Origin of the sequence: Prosthecobacter sp., from assembly GCF_014879935.1 — a bacterium.
Classification (GTDB): domain Bacteria; phylum Verrucomicrobiota; class Verrucomicrobiia; order Verrucomicrobiales; family Verrucomicrobiaceae; genus Prosthecobacter.
The window spans coordinates 1-17,729 of record NZ_JACSRD010000100.1 but is presented as its reverse complement, the minus strand read 5'-3'; the positions used below and the strand labels follow the sequence as shown (position 1 = coordinate 17,729).

The 17,729-nt window shown below is 56.9% G+C and carries 14 protein-coding genes and 1 pseudogene; 10 read left to right on the top strand and 5 right to left on the bottom strand.

Annotation, left to right across the window (positions count from 1 at the left end; genetic code table 11):
* Window positions 1-24: 24 nt before the first annotated feature.
* Together IAE77_RS06425 and IAE77_RS06420 are read right to left on the bottom strand one after the other, a co-directional pair.
* The gene (locus IAE77_RS06425) at window positions 25-276 is read right to left on the bottom strand and encodes a hypothetical protein (protein WP_294223507.1); all 252 of its coding nucleotides are present in this window, start codon (window positions 274-276) and stop codon (window positions 25-27) included.
* Window positions 273-893: a hypothetical protein gene (locus tag IAE77_RS06420; protein WP_294223504.1), complete on the bottom strand. Its 621-nt coding sequence runs from the start codon at window positions 891-893 to the stop codon at window positions 273-275. Before IAE77_RS06420 ends, IAE77_RS06425 begins: the two co-directional genes overlap by 4 nt.
* Before the next feature lie 319 nt (window positions 894-1,212).
* Here IAE77_RS06420 and IAE77_RS06415 point away from each other — a divergent pair, with 319 nt between their 5' ends.
* The 10 genes from IAE77_RS06415 (at window position 1,213) to IAE77_RS06370 (ending at window position 15,673) form a co-directional block, all read left to right on the top strand.
* On the top strand, window positions 1,213-2,589 hold the full coding sequence (locus tag IAE77_RS06415; RefSeq protein ID WP_294223501.1) for a right-handed parallel beta-helix repeat-containing protein: 1,377 nt from the start codon (window positions 1,213-1,215) through the stop codon (window positions 2,587-2,589).
* Entirely contained in the window at window positions 2,586-4,118 is a 1,533-nt protein-coding gene (locus IAE77_RS06410; protein WP_294223498.1) for a hypothetical protein, read from the top strand. Before IAE77_RS06415 ends, IAE77_RS06410 begins: the two co-directional genes overlap by 4 nt.
* A gap of 3 nt (window positions 4,119-4,121) precedes the next feature.
* Window positions 4,122-5,348: a sialidase family protein gene (locus tag IAE77_RS06405; protein WP_294223496.1), complete on the top strand. Its 1,227-nt coding sequence runs from the start codon at window positions 4,122-4,124 to the stop codon at window positions 5,346-5,348.
* Window position 5,349: 1 nt separating this feature from the next.
* Window positions 5,350-7,206 (top strand): FAD-dependent oxidoreductase, encoded by a 1,857-nt coding sequence (locus tag IAE77_RS06400; protein ID WP_294223494.1) that lies wholly within the window; start codon window positions 5,350-5,352, stop codon window positions 7,204-7,206.
* Window positions 7,207-7,318: 112 nt separating this feature from the next.
* Window positions 7,319-7,531, top strand: a complete 213-nt coding sequence (locus tag IAE77_RS06395) for a hypothetical protein (protein WP_294223491.1) — start codon at window positions 7,319-7,321, stop codon at window positions 7,529-7,531.
* A 48-nt stretch (window positions 7,532-7,579) separates the two neighbouring features.
* Window positions 7,580-7,735 (top strand): hypothetical protein, encoded by a 156-nt coding sequence (locus tag IAE77_RS06390; protein ID WP_294223489.1) that lies wholly within the window; start codon window positions 7,580-7,582, stop codon window positions 7,733-7,735.
* A gap of 128 nt (window positions 7,736-7,863) precedes the next feature.
* On the top strand, window positions 7,864-9,105 hold the full coding sequence (locus tag IAE77_RS06385; RefSeq protein ID WP_294223486.1) for a site-specific integrase: 1,242 nt from the start codon (window positions 7,864-7,866) through the stop codon (window positions 9,103-9,105).
* Window positions 9,106-9,141: 36 nt separating this feature from the next.
* The gene (locus tag IAE77_RS06380; protein WP_294223483.1) at window positions 9,142-10,068 is read left to right on the top strand and encodes a hypothetical protein; all 927 of its coding nucleotides are present in this window, start codon (window positions 9,142-9,144) and stop codon (window positions 10,066-10,068) included.
* A gap of 606 nt (window positions 10,069-10,674) precedes the next feature.
* On the top strand, window positions 10,675-15,117 hold the full coding sequence (locus tag IAE77_RS06375) for a DNA polymerase (RefSeq protein WP_294223481.1): 4,443 nt from the start codon (window positions 10,675-10,677) through the stop codon (window positions 15,115-15,117).
* A 34-nt stretch (window positions 15,118-15,151) separates the two neighbouring features.
* Window positions 15,152-15,673, top strand: a complete 522-nt coding sequence (locus tag IAE77_RS06370; RefSeq protein ID WP_294223478.1) for a hypothetical protein — start codon at window positions 15,152-15,154, stop codon at window positions 15,671-15,673.
* Window positions 15,674-16,161: 488 nt separating this feature from the next.
* Here the strand turns inward: IAE77_RS06370 and IAE77_RS06365 are convergent, their stop codons facing one another.
* From IAE77_RS06365 to IAE77_RS30895, 3 genes and pseudogenes are all read right to left on the bottom strand, one after another.
* Window positions 16,162-17,082, bottom strand: a complete 921-nt coding sequence (locus IAE77_RS06365; RefSeq protein WP_294223476.1) for a nucleotidyl transferase AbiEii/AbiGii toxin family protein — start codon at window positions 17,080-17,082, stop codon at window positions 16,162-16,164.
* Window positions 17,079-17,513, bottom strand: coding sequence for a type IV toxin-antitoxin system AbiEi family antitoxin (locus IAE77_RS06360; protein ID WP_294223474.1), 435 nt, complete (start codon window positions 17,511-17,513; stop codon window positions 17,079-17,081). The genes IAE77_RS06365 and IAE77_RS06360 overlap by 4 nt, the downstream gene beginning before the upstream one ends.
* A 24-nt stretch (window positions 17,514-17,537) precedes the next feature.
* A pseudogene (locus IAE77_RS30895) lies at window positions 17,538-17,684 on the bottom strand (type IV toxin-antitoxin system AbiEi family antitoxin domain-containing protein); the annotation flags it as partial.
* Between the last annotated feature and the right edge of the window lie 45 nt (window positions 17,685-17,729).

The window sequence follows — 17,729 nt, the reverse complement described above, 5'->3', positions numbered from 1 at the left end:
GGTTTCATCGCCGAGAGCGGGCCGTCAGTCCTGCGGACCATACGGCACATGGTCCATCTTGGGGCGGTTGAGCGTGCCGTCGGGGTTGAGAATCTCCATCTCAATGAGCATCTGACGCTGTTTGGCCGGGGACATGCGAAGGCGGCGGGCGCAACCTTCGGCAGAGCGGCGCTCCATTTCGGCGGGCGTGAGGTAAGGGAACCCCAGCGTCCGCGCGGGAGCGGCGGTTCTTGTCCTGGCCATGGTGCGAGAGGATGAGGAGCGGCGCTTGTTCATGGTGTGCTTAAAGAAGTTTGTAGCATGGATGAGTCTGGAAGGAAATAGCCAATGATGGCCCGCGGATCACGGACGGCGATCTGGATATGGGATTTGAGCTTGATGCCCGCGCCCTTGAACGCTGGTGCGCCTTCCTGGAACACACCTCGCACGGAGTCGAACTGGCATCCCCAGTCAACCTCAACGGCGGGAATGGCATACTTCAGGACGAAGCAGTCGCGCTCCCGCCGCAGCCAGTCGCCGTCACGGATGCCAATGCGTTGATTGCGTGGCAAGGACTGGCCCTTGCTCTCCATCATCTGCTCCAAGCTGGCGGCGTAGCGTGCGAGTTCCCTTGTGAATCTCACATCCAGCAGATCAAAGCAGGTGCCGAGCTGGATCACCGCGCCGATGACGGCAGGCTCCTTGATGTGGCTGTTTTTGCGCTTGGACTGCTGGATGGCCCACTCAAGCGCTCGCATTGGGCCGTGCTCCCAGAAGTAGATGCCACGGGCGAGCCAGTCGTAGGTGTTCTCGCTGGCGCTGAGCTTGGCCTTGCCGGTGAGGACGGCATCGGCCACGCGTTTGTCACAGCCGTGGAAACCGAAGACGGTGCGCTGGTAGGAGAGAAGGTCCATGTGTGGTAGGACGGAGGATAGCGGAGCAGGTTGAGCTGCCAAGCATGGTTTTTTGAAGCTGCGGCGAGTGGTCTGCCACACTAACCAGCAAGCCGGGTGACTTTGAGATCGTGTAATGGGCAATCTTCGCCCAGGCTCTCTGCCCATGCTCCATCGCTGCTGTTTACTCGTCCTGCTTTTCCTTCGCCTCTCACCGTTTGGCGAGAGGCCGGCTCTTCGCGCTGCTGAACTCCCCAACTTGTCGGGCCGGGCCCCCCATGCCGCAGGTCCGACTGAGCCAGCAAAAGCTCCAGCTTCGGCCAGCGGATTTGAGCTGCGGGTGTCAGCTCCAGGTCCTGATGCCATCGCTGATTCCATCCTGCAAGAGGCGATCGACAAGGTGGCTTCAGCGGGTGGCGGAGTGGTGTTGCTCGGTGCGGGGGATTTCAAGCTTTCGCGGCATGCGGATGACGAGACGGTGATCATCAAGAGCAATGTCACCCTGCGCGGCCAGGGTTACGCGACGCACATCTATCTCGATCCGAAAACGCCTCCGAATGACCTGCGCTATTTCCCCGTGCGCATCGGGACCAGCAAGGTGCCGGCGCACAATGTGGTGATCGAGCACCTGCGCTACACGGGCCATGACAAGGCCATCGGCGGCGGCTCGATCATGGGTTTCAATGCGCGACTGGATGAAAAGGAATCGCTGCTGCTGTCCTGCGACAACATCACCGTCCGCCATTGCTGGATTTATGATGCGAAGCAGGCGGCGGGCTGCACCAAGGCGGCAACGGCGATCTATCTCGCCAAGCATGTCATTCCGGCCGCGGATGCCAAGAAAGCGGCGACGGACAAGGAAATGATGCGCACGGGCTACTTCGACGCCGACCGCATGGCTGCGCAGTTCAAGAACTGGCAGGTTCACAACAACTACATCGACACCTGCGGGAACAAGGCGGTCGAACTCGCCGAGTGCAAAGGCGGCCTTATCGCGGACAATCACATCGTCAATGTCGTCGATGGCCCGCAGGTCATCTTCGGCAGCCGCAATGTGCAGATTCGCGGCAACACGGTGTATTTCACGCGGACCGGCATCAACATCACGCAGGGATCGCATCACATCCGCGTCAGTGGCAACCACGTCGAGCCAGCGCCGGACATGAAGAAAAACCCGGCGAACTCCTGCCTCCTCTTCCGCACCGAACCCTTGCCGCTGCACTCGACGGTTTCGGATGTCGTCGTCACCGGGAATGTCTTTCGCAACCAGAATGCGGCATCGCGATGCACGGTCCGTCTCCAGACGCAGGCCGAGGCGCTGTCCTGCTCCTACACGGGGATTGTTATCACGGGGAACACCTTTGACGGAGACATCGAGTTCATGGACAGGCGGAACCCCGCAAAGACGACGCTGCAGGACATTCTCTTCGCAGACAACCTCTGCAACGGCACCCTCTTCTCCGCGCCTGCGGCCACGATGGCTTCGAGCATGGTGGTGGTGCGCGGCAATCTGCTACGACATGCCGGCTCCATCACGCTGAATGCCAGCGAGTGGATCTGGGACAGCAACACGCACACCCAGGGCACGTTGAAGGTCGCTGCTGATGCGAAAGCGAATCTCTTGATGGGAAACATCACCACCTCTCCCATCATCGACGACGGCACGGAAACCATCCTGAGCGGCAATCTCGTGAAGAAGCCATCCAACAAGCCATGAAACACATTCTTTATCTCGGCGCACTGATGCTAGCCGCGCCGTTGCTCTCGCAGGAAGCCGCGCTCAAGCGTCCGCCTGCGCCGGTTTTGAAGAAGGGTGAAAAACAGCTCATGGTGGACAGCGTCATGATTCGCAGCAAGCAAGGAGTCACGCGCGTCATCCACCCGGCGAAGAAACTCGAGCACCCTGTGCTCACGGCTGAAATGCCTTGGGAAGTGAGGGCTGAGAGCGGCATCATCGACAAGCGGGTGAACATTTACGGAACAGTGCTGCGTGATGAGAAGTCCGGCTCCTTCCGAATGTGGTATGCCGATGCTGGCAGTGTGCTTTACGCCACCTCCAGCGACGGCATTCGCTGGGAGCGACCGGTCTTGAATGTGAAGGGGGCGACGAATGAAACGGATCTGCGTCTGCACAGTCCCAGCATCATTGAGGACAAGTTTGAGACGGACCCGGCGAAGCGCTTCAAGGCGGTTGGCAATGCGAGCACCGGAGTGGACGACGCCAAGCTGCAGCGGCTCAAGGGCAAGTTTGAGATGGTGGACTGGTATCGGGACAAAACGCAGCGCCTGTATTACGCGGCTCATTCGGCCGATGGCCTGCGTTGGAAGGTGGATCCCGAGCCCATCCTGCTCGGCTGCGACACCATCACGCTCTCGCAGGACCCGGTGACGGGCGAATACCTCGCCTTTCACAAGCGCCAGGGCGATCCGCGGGTAATCGGCATCCGCCACATTTTTCTCTCGGTGAGCAAGGACATGAAGCACTGGTCCGAGCCGCATCCCGTGGTGGTGGCCGATGAGGTGGACAACAAAGCGACGCGCAAGCTGAAGGGCGGCACTTACTCGGAATACTACAACCTTTCCGCCTTTCCTTATGCGGGCCAATGGTTGGGCTTTGTCACGCATTTCCGACGTGTCGAGCCGCCGTCCGCCTTGTTCGGCAATGACGAGGTGAATGGCCGCAAAAGATCCGCCACTGGCATCATCGATGTCCAGCTCGTCACCAGCCGCGATGGCCGGCATTGGCACCGCTGCTCGGATCGCAGTCCCGTGATTCCGCTGGGGCCTCATGCCTATGATGCCGGCAGCATTTTTGGCCTGTGCAACGCGCCCGTGATCGTCGGCGATGAGATGTGGATGTATTACACCGCCGCCACCACGCCGCACGGTGGTCTGGCACCGGAAAAGGAGCAGTCCATCGCCCGTGCCGCCTGGCGGATCGACGGACTGGCTTCGTTGCAGGCCAAGGGCAAGCTAGGGAGCATCGAAACGCATGATTTTGTCCCTGAAGGCAGCCAGCTCACGGTCAATGCGGATGTCAAAAGCGGCAGCCTCGCCGTGGAGGTGCTGGATGCCGACGGGAAGGTGATCGAGGGCTACGACAAAGCATCCAGCCTCATCGAAAAACAGGATGGCGTGAAGCTGGCCGTCCGCTGGAAAGATAAGATGGCTCTTCCTGCGAGCACGCCTATTCGTTTGCGGTTTCATCTCTCGAATGGAGACCTGTTCAGCTATGTGATTGATTGACTCATGAAGCCGCTCCTTATCGCCTGCCTGCTGCTCACTCCGCTACTCATTCATGCGCAGGCGAAACCGCTGGCGCAGGATTATCGCATCGTGTTTCACAATCCTGATCCTGAACGCTATGTGGAAGGGCCGGGGCTCGTGAGGCTCGATGATGGGTCGCTGCTCGCGGTGGTGCCGGTGGTGCCTCGTGAAGAATGGAGCAAGGAGCGGCGTGCCACGCAGAGTCGCACACACATTCTGCGCAGTGGCGATGGCGGGCAGAGCTGGGCGCAGGTGTCGGAGTTGCCGTATTACTCCGCTGCGCCGTGGGTGCATGGAGGTGCGTTGTATCTCTTCGCGAACAAAGGCGGCACGAGGGTCCGCAATGACGATCTGCTGCTTTTGAAGAGCACGGATGGCGGCAAGACGTGGTCGGAGCCGGTGACGTTGTTTGAAGGGCACTTCTGGAACTGCCACACGGGCATGGTGCAGAGGGCGGACCGGCTTTACTGGGCCACGGATGATCTCGCGCTCGGCAGCAAACGCGGGCCGCGTGTCATCGCGGGCGATTTGACCGGCGATCCGATGAATCCGAAGGCATGGCGCTTGTCCGAGCCGGTGCCGTTTCCCGGTGTGCCAGAGATGATGACGAATCCGCAGTTCGACAAGCTCAGCAGCCAGTATCTGGAGCCCAATGTCATCGAGGTGCGGGGCAAGCTGCGCGTGATGATGACGGTGAAGCCGAAACGCCAGTCCACCGCCGGACTCGCTGCCGTGCTCGACTTTGAGGACAAGGGCGGACCCATCGAGCTGAAGTTTACGCAGTTTCACCCGATGCCGGGCGGGCAGTTGAAGTTCTGCATCCTCTACGATGAGACATCGAAGCTGTTCTGGGCCACGGCCAATCTCGTCGTCGATGGACAAGGCGCGTTCGACTGGTTCCGCGAGGGCGAAAAGCGCGGCAATGTGCGTTACGCCAGTGGCCTCGGCGGCAACGACCGGCGCTTCCTCATGCTGCAATACAGCGTCGATGGCCTGAACTGGTTTCAAGCCGGCTGCGTGGCGCAGGCGGGCAAAATCTCGCAGTCCTTCATGTATGCGCGGCCTGTCATTGATGGCGATGACCTCGCGATCATCGCGCGCAGCAGCATCAACGCACCGAACCAGCACGATGCCGATCACGCGACGTTTCATCGCGTGAAGAACTTCCGCAGCCTCGCGCTGAAACTCACACCGGAGCCTGAGGAGTAACATGAAGGCTGTCTTTCTCGGATTCATGGTTGCCGTGGCGGCTTCTGTTCATGCAGAGACGCTCCAGGCGGACCTGTGCATCTATGAAGCCACGCCTGGCGGCATCGCGATGGCGGTGCGGGCGGCGCGCGAGGGGCTGAATGTCGTGCTGGTGAATCACAATGATCATCTCGGCGGCATCCTCGCGAATGGACTCGGCGTGTGGGACACGCTGTGGGAGGGAAAACGGGCGCCGATTTATGATGAGGTGAGGCAGGCGATCTTTGATCACTACCGCAAGACCTATGGCGAAGACTCGCGGCAGTATCGCGATGCCTTGCCCGGAAAGAGCGGGCACACGAACGGGAAGTTTGAGCCGAAGGTGGCGGAGAAGATTCTCACCGAGCTGGTGACGAAGGAAAAACGCATCCGCTTGATCACTCATCGTGTGCTGGGCGGTGTAAAGCGTGAGGGAGCTTTGATTCAATCCGCGAGCTTCATGAGCCTGTGGGGCAATGTGGAAGCCATTGAGGTGCAGGCGAAGGTTTTCGCGGATTGCAGTTACGAGGGTGATCTCGCGGCGATGGCGAAGGTGCGGTATCGGCTGGGGCGTGAGGCGCGGACTGAGTTCAATGAGCCGCACGCGGGCGTAATTTTCATGTCGCCAGTGAAGGCGGCTCCGACGCCGGAGATGGCGCGGGCGGCGGAGCTGCATCACCAGCTCAAGCTGCGGAAATTCAGCGGCTTTCAGAGCATCAAGCATCCAGAAAGCACGGGCGAGGCGGATGGCTTTGTGCAGGCATTCAACTACCGCACGATCCTCAGCTCTGATCCGGCAAACCGGCTGCCGGTCGAAAAGCCGGCGAACTACGATCCAGAGAAGCTCAAACTGCTCGAACACGGCTCCATCGTGTCGCCGATCCCGAACTCGAAGCGCGGCTGGAATCGTCCGCAGCTCGTTGGATTGCAGACGGACTATGTGGAGGCCGATTGGACCGGGCGGCAGAAGATCATGAATGCGTTTTGGGACACGACCATGGCGCTGCTGTACTTTTTGCAGAATGATCCATCCGTGGAGCCAGCGCGGCAGAAGTCGTGGCGTGAGTTTGGGCTGGCGAAGGATGAGTTCACCGACAACGGGCATCGTCCGCATGAGTTTTATGTGCGCGAGGCGCGGCGCATCACCGGGCGCTATATCTTCACGCAGCATGACGCGATGCTTGCCAACGGCCTGGAGCGTGCGCCCGTGAATGAGGACAGCATCGGCGTGACGGAGTGGTATCTCGACACGCATGCCTGCACGCCGCGCCGCATCGACGGTGCGCTGGAGGAAGGCAAGATGATGCTCGATGTGGAGACCTTTCCCGGGCAGGTGCCGTATCGGGCCATTTTACCTCGAGGCGTGGACAATCTGCTCGTGCCTGTGTGCCTGAGCAGCACGCACGTCGCGTGGGGCACGATTCGACTGGAGCCAACGTGGATGAACCTCTGCGAATCCGCCGGACACGCCGCCGCTCTCGCGATTCAAAACAAAGTCACGCCAGCGGCACTCGATCCCGACGTGCTTCTGCGCAAAATCGCCGCGAGTCATGTGATGCTGAGCTTTTTCAATGACGTGGACGTTTCCTCCGATCATCCGCGAGTCGCCGCAGCGCAGTATTTTGCCACGAAGGGCTTTTTTGCCGATTACGATGCCCGCCTCGACGAGCCGCTGACAGAAAGCGTCCTCGCGGTCTGGGAGGAAGGGCTGGCTGCGTTGCGTGAAGGCACGCTGAAGCCGATGGATGTCATGAAAAAAGTGCGCGAGGCCGGGCAGTCGGGTGTGGAGGTGTCGAAGCGCACCCGAGGCGAGACGTTGCTGCGCATGTTCGCCCGCTGAAGTGAAATCGGCGCGGGGCAGGCGCGGGTTTTCCGCATTATCAGGGAACCGTTTTCAGGGCGAAGGACGATCAAGGGGTAGGAGCGCAATCTCACTTCTGCTCCCCTCGCTTATGAAATCACCCACCCTTCTTGCGATCGTCCTGATAGTACTCGGCGTGGTCGCCCTGATTTACCAAGGCATCTCCTACACGACGAGAGAGAAGGCCGTTGACCTCGGGCCCATCCAAGTCACCGCCGAAGAGAAACACACGATTCCGCTGCCGCCTGTCGTGGGCGCGGTGGCAATCATCGCCGGCGTCGTGCTGCTGGTGCGTGCCAAGTAAGCCGCGCCGTCCGTCTCAACCTCACTCATTCAGAAAGGGAACCAGACCATGAACATCACCAAGAATCGCGGCATGCTGCTGCTCGGCATCTATCTCATCGTGATCGGGCTCATTGGAGCTTTTGACATCAGCCTCGGTGTCCTGAGCATCCTGGTGCCTGTGCTGGCGGTGGTTGCAGGCATCTTCATTTTGATGGGAAAATGAAGGGCTGGCCGGGAACGGGCCTCGTCCGCCATGAGACACGGCTGTCAGGGCCGTGGAGCGGGTGATGGGAATCGAACCCACGTTTGCCCAGGCGGTTGTTTGGGGATGTTTGGGAACGTCTGAAACCCTTGATTTACAAGGAAGAGCGCGATTTCCGAATTTCGCTGGACATCCCGAAACAAGGTTGGATGTTCTTACTCCTGTTCTTACTTTTTTCGGTTATGGCCTCTGTCTGGAAACACCCCAACTCGCCCTACTGGACGGCGTGCTTCACGGACCTTGATGGGAGGCGAAAAAAGCGCTCCACGAAAGAGACGAACCGCAGGAAGGCCGAGAAGCTGGCGGAGCAGTATGAGCAAGCTGCCCGGAAACGCCGGACGTTTAGCCAGGTGCGCACCGTCCTCCAAGATCTGCACCGGGAGATCACTGGAGAGGATTTGAAGTCTGTGACTGTCCGGGAGCATGTGAAAAACTGGCTGGCCGAGAAAAAAGACGAAACGAAGCCTGCGACCATGCACTTCTACGGGACATCCACCACGAAGCTGTTGGATTTCCTCGGAGAGCGAGCAGACCAAGAGATCTCCTTGGTGACTAGAGGCGATTTAATCGGCTACAGAAAGGCTCTCGCCTCCACCCTGTCTTCCACGAGCACCAACCATCACATCAAGTGCGCCCGAATGATGTTCAAGACGGCACGGAGGGACACTCTGATCGCAGAGAATCCGGCCGAGTTTGTGGAGCGGGTCAAAAAGAAGGGGGGCTTTGAGCGCAGGCCATTCACGCAGGAGGAGATTCGCAGTGTGCTGGCTCAAGCTGACGATGAATGGCGCTCGATGATTTTGTTTGCTCTCTACACAGGACAGAGACTCTCGGATGTGGCTGCCTTCACTTGGGCACAGGTGAACCTGGAGAAGGTTGAAATGCGCTTCGAGACGGCCAAGACAGGACGACGCATGATCATCCCCATTGCTTCGCCTCTGCTCTCCCATCTGAAGTTGCTACGCAAGAAGGATACTGGCACCGGCCCCATCCATCCTCGTGCTGCTGCCACGTTGAATAAGAACTACAAGACGAGCACTCTGAGCAACCAGTTCGCCAACCTGCTGGCGGCAGCAGGGCTGCGCGACAAGGTGAGCCACAAGAAAGAGAAGGAGAAGAATGGCCGCACAGGAGCCAAGACCGGTGCCCAGTTGTCTTTCCACAGCTTGCGTCACACCGCTGTCACGCTGCTTAAGGAAGCCGGCGTCCCTCATGCCGTGGTTCAGGAACTGATCGGGCATGACAGCGAGCAGATGTCGGAACACTACACTCACGTTGGCAGCGAGGCCCTGAAGAAGGCGGCGAGTGCGCTGCCTGATGTGACAGTGTAACACCACTTTGTTGAACACCCTGCTGATGATTTCGCCATGAGGAAAAAGCCGACAGGCAAGAAGCCACCAACGAAGGCTAAGCGCTCTAGATCCAAAGCGAAGAAAGCCACACCGACGAACACATCGCCGGAATCAAGGTCTGTGACGGTCGCGAAGAAGAACATCGGATATTTTAGAGAACTGTTTGCCGACGATCTTCCTGGGACGCTCGAAGTTCGCCCTCCGTTTCAAGATCATCCCATCGCCGTTCTGCTGCGTCACGCCGGTGAGCGGCTATTCTACAACCTTAGTTCTATGCGCCCGCCTGATTCTATCCAGGAGGATCTCATCGAGATCATGAAAGCATCTGGAGTGAAGGACATTGAACAGCAGTATGTGGAGGCTCGTCGGTCGGCTCGCGGCATTCTTTTCGACTGTGCCACAAACCAAGCCATGAGATATTTGAAGGACGAGGATGGGGCTATGAACAAGGCGCTTTATCGGGCACTGTTGATCGAAGATCCCGGCATTCAGATCAGCAGTGAAAAAGTAAGTGAGTTTCTGGCTGACGGAATAGGCAGCGGTGGCTCCAAGTTTTTGAAGCGACTGGCAGAGGACTTCAAAAACGCTGAAACGCGAGCCGATAGGCTTGGTGTTGATGACCAAAGGTGGATCATGGCAGCCAATTGGACGAACCCCCACTGTCCGCTCTGGTTGATGGAAAGACCGGCCATTTTTCAGGCATGCAAAGCTCTTCCCCCTCGAACCAATATGACTCAGGAGGCGGTCAACAACCGCCTCAGAGGAAAGAGGTTTAAGCGTAGTAGTCAGACGCCAATAACTGCCGCTCACGCACAGGCGGGAGTCTTGTCCATCAACGGATATGAGATAAAAGGAAGCGTATTCACCTCACTTCACGGGAAGGCTTATCCAGCCCCCTCGTTCCAACCGAACGGCTACCAAATAGTCGTGAGAAAAAAATAGTGCAGGATGGTCAGTGAGCTGGAACCCTTATTCTACGGGGGTTCCATCCGCGTGGGTTAATTTCACCAGGCGACGATGACCCGTGCTTCGGGCGGTGGTTCAGGCACGATAGCGTCGCCATGTTTCAGAAAATCCAAGATCACCAACGACGTTTCGCGACGATGACGGCAGCCCATCTGCCCGAGCCTTCCGTCGCCTCTCTCTCATTGCCGTTAACATCAAATGTTGGGCCGGAACTCATCCGAATACCGAGGTTACTCCCACTCAAAGAGGACTTCGACATCGCACGCTTTCTGCCCGAGTTCGTGCGTCTCCCAAAGTCAGGAACGCGCTGTCCGTGGACAGGTCTTTCAAGGTCTGCCATTTGCGAACTCATACTGCCAGCACGAGCCCCTGTAAAATCTGTTGTCCTGCGACGACGGGGAGCAACTCGAGGACAAAGACTTATCCATCTTCGCAGCCTCATCGAACACCTGCACGCTCAAGCAGCCACGGACCTTTCCGAGTCGGACCTCGCTCAAAAATCCACGCCAACCAGTTCCGCCCAATAAAAAAACGGGGCGCGCCCGCCGGTCAGCAAAACGCGCCCCATTCCTACTTCAAACGATGAAAATTTACACCAATTCAGATAAATCGCAAGGGGTCTCCAAGCAGCAGGATAGCCCAAGAATTCTCATCCCCTCAAGCTTTCCGACCAGCCCACTGGAAGCGGCGGAGATTTATGCCGACATGGGCATCACAGTCTTCCCTTTGCATCCTCCCGGTTCAGGACCTGGTCGACAGGATGGAAAGGTACCCGCCATCAAAGGTTACCGCGACCTCCAGCCCGACTGGAGCGACAGCGCAACGCAGCACCGCTACTGGGGTGGTGTGAATCCGCACAATGTAGCGATTCTTCTTCCGCCACAGCATGTCGTTGTGGATCTCGACAGTAAGGTGGACAAGGGCGCAAGCGCACGGGGTTGGGCCGATTCACGACCCGAGTTGAGGGGGGCGCTCAACGTCTCGACACGCGGCGGGCGGCACGTCTATTTCCGATGCCCGGACCTGCCCACCATACTCAAACCCGATGGCACGCCAAGAGGCACACCACTTCGTTCGATTCTGCCCGGTGCCGTAGGCGCGGAACTGTTCTTGTCGGGCATGCACATCACTGTCCCTCCATCACGGCGGGAGTGCGGTTTTGTTTACGAGTGGGTGGGGTGCGGTGAGCCCTGGGTCATTTCGTGGAAAACTCTTCAGGATGTGTTTGGCTTTGAACTTCCGCACCAAGCTCAAGATCATGGACATGACATCGAGCTTGCATGGGAACAACTTCAGAGGAACCACAAGGGAGACCTGCGAACACTCGACATTGTCGAGGTGTTCACGCGGGCAGGGAAATACGGCAAAGCGCTTGGGGGGCCTGAAAAGAAGCACACCGTGAGGTGTCCCTTTTGCGAAGAGCACGGGGACGGGGGCCTGAAATGGTCTCCCGACGACAGTTCGACTGTAGTATTTGAGGGAAATGAGGGGCGACGTGCTGCCTTCCACTGCTCACATGCGCATTGTGAATCTCGGAAACTACCGGAGGCCATCGCTGCATTCGACGCCAGCCACCCCGATCTTATCGACGACTGTTGCGGCGAGCGATACCGACCTCGCGTGATTCTTCCTGGTGAAGGGCAACCCTTGAGGCTGTTTGTGCGGGACGTTACAAAGGAGCTATCGTGCTTGTCTGGCTACTATGTGCGCGGGGAGGAGGTTGTTCAGATCCGCTCACATCCCACGAGTGGATCCAGGACCAAGCTCCAGCAACTGACTCCGAGGGCTGCCATCACGGCATTCGAGGAACACATCGAGTTTGGCATTCATAAGCCGGCGAGGGACGGAGAGTCGCGGTTCGTGCCAAAATCAATGTCCATGGATATCGCATCCACCTTGTTGGAGTCGCACTCGCTGAAGGACAAACTTCCTACCATAGGCCGCGTTCTTCAGGTTCCCATACCGGTGCAAGGAGAAGATGGGGGCATTGAGTTTCCAAGGCATGGCTATGATCCCCGGCATCAGACGTACCTTGACCCGAAAGCTCCGCAAATCGCGCAGGTCAGTTATGACGAAGCCTTGACAATCATCCACGATCTAATGGGTGATGCTGAGTCGGGTGGGTTTCCTTGGCACGATGAGCTCTCCAAAACATCAGCGATCAGCCGGTTGCTCACCCCTTTCTGCCGAGGGCTTATGCGGTGGGAGAAAACACCGGTCTTCATCATGCTGGCGAACCAACCACGGCTTGGCAAGGACACCATAGCCATGATGGTATCAACCCTTTACACAGGCGAAGGCGCAGTAGCTCCGCCGTTGGAAAAGGATGGTGACGCCGAGATGCGAAAACGCATCACATCAGCACTTCGGACAGGAAATCCGTTTTTCCATATAGCCAACCTCCGGGGCCACATCAACTACCCCTCCCTGGAAGCGGCTACCGATGCTTCACTGCTGTGGAAAGACCGCTGCCTTGGACACTCCCGCGAATTGGAGCTGCCCAATGAGGCTGAATACTCATTGTCAATGAACGTGGGGGCAACGCTTACCGTTGACCTTGATGCGCGAGCGATCTTTATACGCCTTCGCTATCCCGGGGAAAACCCGAACGCCAGAACATTCAGGCATCCCAATCTTCAACAGTGGGTCAGAGGCAACCGGCCCAGATTGCTAGGAGCTCTCTTTGCGCTTTTAAAGAGGTGGCAAGAGATGGGAAGACCTGAAGGTCCAACTCCTTTTGCCTCATTTCCAACATGGAGCAGGATAGTGGGCGGTATCATGACAGCATGCGAACTTGGTGATCCCTGCATACGACCACCAGACATCAAGACACAAATTGGCGATCGCGACACGGAAGATATGCGGAGGGTTTACCTCTCAGCGCACGAACGGTTTGGAAATGCACCCATCAACAAGACCCAACTGTACGAAATCATGCGGACCGGAGAAGAATGGCCTTTTCCCTACCTGAAGCTCGACAACAGGGACGACCAGACCAAACTGGGCAAGATTCTGGCACGTTTTGATGGGCGAGAGTTGTCCGGAATTGAGATGCGAATTGATGCCTCGGACCCACATCGCAAAAAGTTCGCTTTTGTGCGGGCCAAGGAAAATCAGGATGGGCCAGAGCCAGTCAGCCCGTCGATGCAAACCTCGCAAACCTCGCAAACATGCAATCAGGATGCTTCAGCGGTCGGCACAGAGGGAACGGGGTGTCCTTCCTCGTCTCACCATGCTTCGGAGGGTGATCCCCCATCAACGCGTCAGTTTGAGGTTTGCAATGTTTGCGAAGTTGCAGGCTCCATTCTGAATTATACATACGTTCATACGCAGGACGGCTTGGCGTTGGCCGAAGCAGCCTTGCGTAGTGCACCGGAAAAAGCTGTTGCCTTGGACATTGAAACTTTTGGAAAGGAGAAGGGCGATGCTCTTGACCCAAGGAAAGGTGACATCAGGCTGCTCCAGTTGGCCGTTGATGACAATGTTTATGTAATCGACCTGCAAGCCGTCAATGCTTCGATAGGGCCAGTTCTGGAGGTGCTGCGGCATTGCCACCTGATCGGCCACAATCTTCGCTTCGACCTCTCGTTCCTGGCGAAGCGTTACGGATTCACAGCTTCATCCGTATTTTGCACGATGACGGCATCCCGCATCCTCCACGCCGGGGATGACGCACCTGCGCACGATCTGGCCTCCGTGCTGGATAGGGTGCTCAACGTAAGGATCCAAAAAGAACACGGAGCTTCCGATTGGAGCGGCGCGCTTGCACCGGAGCAACTGGACTACGCTGCCCGGGATGTGGTGCATTTGGTGAGACTCGCAGATGAACTCAAGGCCAGTTTGCGTGCGGCTAGTCTGCAGGACACCGCTGATCTCGAAATGTCCACACTATTGGTGGCTGTATCCTTACAGAACGAAGGCATTGAGGTTGATATTGAGCACGCTAAATCACTCCGTGACCGTTACCAGCAGGATGCAAGTGCAGAAGAGCAAGAACTTGGCAAGCTCGCCGGATCTTCATTCAATCCTGACAGCCCTCAGCAGGTGAAGGCGGTCTTGGGCCAACGGGGCTACGCGATTAAGGACACAAAAGAAGACACCTTGAGCCAAATCAATGATCCAGTGGCGTCCAAACTTGTTCGCTACCGCCGGTCCAAAAAATCGGTCGAGGCTTGTGACGCTTTGTTGGATCACATCGAAGCCGATGGGCGTGTTCATGCATCCTTCGACCCTCTGAAGGCACGAACAGGTCGTTTCAGTAGCAGCAATCCCAACATGCAAAACATTCCTCGCGGAGAGTTGCGATCGTGCATCCGGGCAAAGAAGGGGCATAAACTTATTGGTGGTGATTACTCCCAGATCGAGCTGAGGGTGGCTGCGGCCTTGTCAAAGGAGATGAGAATGATCGTTGCATTCGCGGCTGGCACTGATCTCCACGTCCAAACTGCTTCACTTGTGCTCAACAAAGATAAGCTCCTGATTGGAAAAGAAGAACGTCAGCTCGCAAAAGCCGTGAACTTTGGTCTGCTCTTCGGACAACGAGCCGAGGGGTTGGTTGAATACGCACGGAAAAGCTACGGGGTTACTTTGACCAGGGAGCAGGCCGAGTCTTACCGCAGCGCTTTTTTGAATGCATATCCTCACTTCGCCAACTGGCAATCCCGTCAGGCAGATGCAGCGAACAGTGCAGAGGAAGTGCGGACTATTCTCGGCAGGAGAAGACTACTACCCTCAGGTCGGGAGAACTGGTGGAAGCGATACTCATCGCTTCTGAACACGCCGGTTCAAGGTTCCGCTGCAGACGGCCTCAAGCGCGCGCTTTGCCGCCTCCATACGGAGTTGCCTACAGGAAGCAGGATCGTCAGTTGCATTCACGATGAAATCCTTGTCGAAGCTCCTGACCAAGAGGCGGAGACTGTCGAAGCCATGGTCGAACAAATCATGGTGGAAGAGATGAAGAAGCTCTTCCCTGATGTCCACATCACAGTGGAGGTCAAAACCATCGAGACCTGGGCGGAAAAATAGCCAGCCCATCAAACCAATTTACAAGCTGACAAACATGAAACCAAAAATGAAATTCAACACTCCCTCATCCTCGTCGCCCAGACATCGCCGTATTCGGCCACCATCTTTGCATCTCCACCGACCACGCTTCATCATCATGCCATTTTTTGGCTCGCGGATTCGAGCCATTCTGGAAGGGGAAGAGACTTGGTATTTGCGCGAGGATGTATTAAACGCGTTGGGCCTCAAGGAAGCCCCTCGTTGGAACCAGCATCTGTTTGCTCGCACGCAACGAACTACGGCAGTATGGACTGACTCGGAAGAACGAACCAGTAGGTATTGCGTCATCAGCGAGTCCGGCTTTTACAAACTGCTTTGCCTTGGTCGCCTGAACGATGTTGGGCGCACGTTCAATCATGAAGGTGGCAACCTCATATATAACATGCCTGGACCAGGAGAGGGGTTTGATACTGAACAGCGTGAGTTCTTCAGAAACCTGCTTCGTAGTCTGCATTCAAATTGGTTGCGCTATGACGCTCCGGCAGACGATCTTGATGAATGGGACCTGCCAGCGTAAATTATGAATACACAAGCTGCGGTTTTCGATTGTCGCTCTTCACCCCAATTTTGAAAAGCTAATCAAAACGGGCGCTTTTGAGGGCAAAAATGGGGGCATCCGAAAGAGAATTTATTCCCTATCAACTTCGTGGCCTTTACTGTCGGTAGTGAAACCTCACGGTGCTCTCCTGCTTATCGTGGCGCATGCCTTGGATACAGCTGGTGAGAACCTCAATTTTTGGAAAACCAAAATTATCGACAGTTCCCTGATGAGGGCACCATAACAGTCGAAATTGGCGCGCGCTGGCGGGTAGTTCTACCGGGAGTATTACCTGCACTTCCCCCGGCTAAAAAAAACGCTGCGTATTTCGCGAATTGTCGCGCATTTCAAAATGATGGGGGAATTTTGAAATTCGGTTTTAGTCGCAGTTGTCGATGCAGAAGCTGCATCCATTCCTTACAACCGCTCATTTGCAAATTGAGCCGAAAGTTCGTTCTGAAAGCGGCTCACTCCCACGGTCCTCCCGGCTTCCAGTGAAGTTTAAACTTGGACTTCTTGGCGGCGGCAGATGCGGGCGGGAGCAAGAATGAAGCGGCAAACTGGACAACCTGATCAAGTGAAAGTGCTGGTTCTGTTTTGACGGACTTCTTCCAGAATGCTTTCCATATCACCTGCCGGCTCGGGTCGGACCAAAACGAGTCACTGAAGCCGATGGGCGTATCGGATGGCAGGCTGCTGCCACGTCTGTCGAAGGTGGCACGAATGGAGTCTGCCAACTCTTGTCCATCGAACCTGTGATGACTCGCCAGGAACCAGAAGTCGTAATAATCCTTCATTCGTGAGTTCAGGATGCCGAGTGTCACGGCTGCCTCGAATTTTTCGGCGAGGGCGGTTGCCATGCGATACGCACGAAGCTTCGGAGTCGGCATGTCCAGCAGGCTGGGAAATTCCACCTCCTCCGGTTTGACGGCTGTGGCGTCACCAAATCCCACGTCGATCTGCAACGGAGTTCGTGCGTTGCCAATCTTGCCATGAACCGTCACCCGGACGCCTGCATACAGTTCCTGGGATCGAATGGGTTCAGCCATTACTGAGGCAGAATCAAAGACCAGGCCATCGTCAGTCACTTTTTGCCCACAGATCTCCCGGAAGACTTCGATCAACTCATCAATGGAAGACTCACCAAAGCCAAGGAGGTCGAGGTCACGCGTCACCCGATGAGGGGTCTCCTGCCAGAGGGCGAACAGTATGGCACCTTTGAGCACAAATCGTTGCCGGTGCTTTGAGGCTGCCAGACGGAACAGCAACCGTTCGATGGCATACCGGGTGAGCAAGGTATTGAAATCCTGCCCGGTCTCGACGGAGATCTTTTTCAGCCGGTCACGGACGGAGGCCGCGACGTTGGTGAGCGCGCCCTTTTTGTTCATGCCACAATGCTTTCAAAGTAGGGGCGCATGATGTTCGTCATCCGGCAGAGACGAGCGATCTTCCAAAGCTCATCGGCACTAGCCTTTTTCTTTCGCCAGGCATCCCGCAGGGCTTCGACGGCCACGTTGATGCCGACCTTGCTGCGGTATTTGAAACAATCGACTACGGTCTTGGCCGGACTTGTGATCCTGACCTTCACTCCGGAGATGAGGTGTTCCTCGATGCCAGCATGATACGCATTGGGAGACGCCCAGAAGACCTCAAGCCGGGGATTCGACATCCGAGGTCGCTGGACACCCACGGGCAGCATGACATACACATTCACGGGGTTCTCCGTGGTGAGTTCATGGAAGCGGAGGGCCGAGAGCAGGCAGATCACCGCCTTGGGTGAGCGGACTGCCACCTCAGCCAGGGAAACATGGGCGTCCATATGCGCATTCGGAGCTGTGTAGAGTCCACGCTGTGCTTTTTGAAGCACTCCTTGATCCACAAGCTTCCGCAACTGCATTCGCGACACCCCACGCGCTTCCAGATCCCTTGTGCGGACAAGGCGCTTTTGCGCCAGGTTCAGCACCTCGCGCTTTTTGGTTTCTGGCAGCATGCCTATATCTGTCTCTTATACACATCTGACGCTGCCGACGACGGA

What these genes read in the sequence shown, in the direction of transcription:
- IAE77_RS06425 (WP_294223507.1), bottom strand. Translation starts at nt 276, where the DNA reads ATGAACAAGCGCCGCTCCTCATCCTCTCGCACCATGGCCAGGACAAGA.
- IAE77_RS06420 (WP_294223504.1), bottom strand. Translation starts at nt 893, where the DNA reads ATGGACCTTCTCTCCTACCAGCGCACCGTCTTCGGTTTCCACGGCTGT.
- IAE77_RS06410 (WP_294223498.1), top strand. Translation starts at nt 2,586, where the DNA reads ATGAAACACATTCTTTATCTCGGCGCACTGATGCTAGCCGCGCCGTTG.
- IAE77_RS06405 (WP_294223496.1), top strand. Translation starts at nt 4,122, where the DNA reads ATGAAGCCGCTCCTTATCGCCTGCCTGCTGCTCACTCCGCTACTCATT.
- IAE77_RS06400 (WP_294223494.1), top strand. Translation starts at nt 5,350, where the DNA reads ATGAAGGCTGTCTTTCTCGGATTCATGGTTGCCGTGGCGGCTTCTGTT.
- IAE77_RS06395 (WP_294223491.1), top strand. Translation starts at nt 7,319, where the DNA reads ATGAAATCACCCACCCTTCTTGCGATCGTCCTGATAGTACTCGGCGTG.
- IAE77_RS06390 (WP_294223489.1), top strand. Translation starts at nt 7,580, where the DNA reads ATGAACATCACCAAGAATCGCGGCATGCTGCTGCTCGGCATCTATCTC.
- IAE77_RS06380 (WP_294223483.1), top strand. Translation starts at nt 9,142, where the DNA reads ATGAGGAAAAAGCCGACAGGCAAGAAGCCACCAACGAAGGCTAAGCGC.
- IAE77_RS06375 (WP_294223481.1), top strand. Translation starts at nt 10,675, where the DNA reads ATGAAAATTTACACCAATTCAGATAAATCGCAAGGGGTCTCCAAGCAG.
- IAE77_RS06370 (WP_294223478.1), top strand. Translation starts at nt 15,152, where the DNA reads ATGAAACCAAAAATGAAATTCAACACTCCCTCATCCTCGTCGCCCAGA.
- IAE77_RS06365 (WP_294223476.1), bottom strand. Translation starts at nt 17,082, where the DNA reads ATGAACAAAAAGGGCGCGCTCACCAACGTCGCGGCCTCCGTCCGTGAC.
- IAE77_RS06360 (WP_294223474.1), bottom strand. Translation starts at nt 17,513, where the DNA reads ATGGACGCCCATGTTTCCCTGGCTGAGGTGGCAGTCCGCTCACCCAAG.